This is a genomic window from Pseudomonas sp. (genome assembly GCF_050739655.1).
In the GTDB taxonomy this organism is placed as follows: Bacteria; Pseudomonadota; Gammaproteobacteria; order Pseudomonadales; family Pseudomonadaceae; genus Aquipseudomonas.
Map to the genome: position 1 here is coordinate 1 of NZ_JBOIBY010000288.1, position 1,228 is coordinate 1,228.

1 protein-coding gene is annotated in these 1,228 nt (G+C 52.3%); it reads left to right on the top strand.

Going from position 1 to position 1,228, the window contains the following annotated elements; genetic code table 11:
* On the top strand, positions 1 to 565 hold a 565-nt coding region (locus tag ACRESJ_RS14190), incomplete at its 5' end, for a potassium transporter TrkG (protein ID WP_431758450.1).
* Positions 566 to 1,228: the final 663 nt, after the last annotated feature.

The window sequence follows — 1,228 nt, forward strand, 5'->3', positions numbered from 1 at the left end:
CGGATGGTGGGATGCGTTTCGTATCGTTGCGGTCAATGTGACCTCGGTCGTCACGACCACCGGAATTGCGGTTGGCGATTACACTTTGTGGGGCAGCTTCGCTGTCTTGCTATTTTTCTATTTGACCTTCGTGGGTGGATGTTCCGGCTCCACTGCAGGCGGTCTCAAAATCTTCCGTTTTCAGGTTGCTGCCGCTCTACTGGTCAGTAGTTTGAAGCAGCTGATACATCCTCGAGCCGTGATACAGAAGAAGTACAACGGCCATCCCATTGACGAGGAGATCGTGCGCTCGCTTTTGACCTTCTCGTTTTTCTTCACCATCACTATTGCTGCCATCGCCTTGGGCTTGGCTCTCATTGGGCTTGATTGGACAACAGCGTTGAGCGGTGCCGCTACTGCGGTGTGTAACGTCGGGCCAGGGCTTGGCACGATCATTGGGCCGGCAGGTAATTTCTCATCATTACCTGATGCCGCCAAATGGCTACTGACCGTTGGAATGCTTCTAGGGAGACTGGAAATCCTGACTGTGTTGGTACTCGTAACTCCAGTCTTCTGGAGATATTGATGCACTTTGTCGGGCTCTGAGTCTAAACAGTGCATGGGTGACGAAAATCAAATCGTCGATTACCGTACCAAAAGGACAGCGAGTGCTCCATAGAGGGATCGGTAGTCGATTGGGTTGCTGCTGGGTTACGTAATCTGGCCAACGACAATACTGCGCTTTGGAAACGCAGCGAAGACAAAGTCTCGACTGACTGGTATGGCCGCTCTCCTCCGGTCACGACAGGCGGGAGTCGGCCATTAGGTGTCGTTCGACTTTGGCACCTCTGCCCCATTCACGGTAGGCGGCGTGTACTGGATCTCACCGGAGCAGTGGGAAGGCGCCGCAATCAAGATGCACTCTACGAATCGGGCTCGGAGTGACGGACGGTGTCCCGAAGATCATGCTCGGAATCAGGTGGCCACTAAACTCATCGCAAAGGCGATCAAGCGCTTGGCATCGGCAGTTTTCTGCCCCCTAACCTGTTTTCGGTGCATGAGCTCGGCAAACTTGTCCTTACCTATTGGAAGACAGCCAGGGAAATGCAATATTGCGTTTTGCAATTACCACTAATCAGGGAAGGCACCATGCCTAGAGACTATGCGAAGTATATTGAGGATGTAACGGAAGATATTAAAGCTTGCATAGGAGATATGGCGTGCCAACCCATATTGTTTGTAGGTTCAG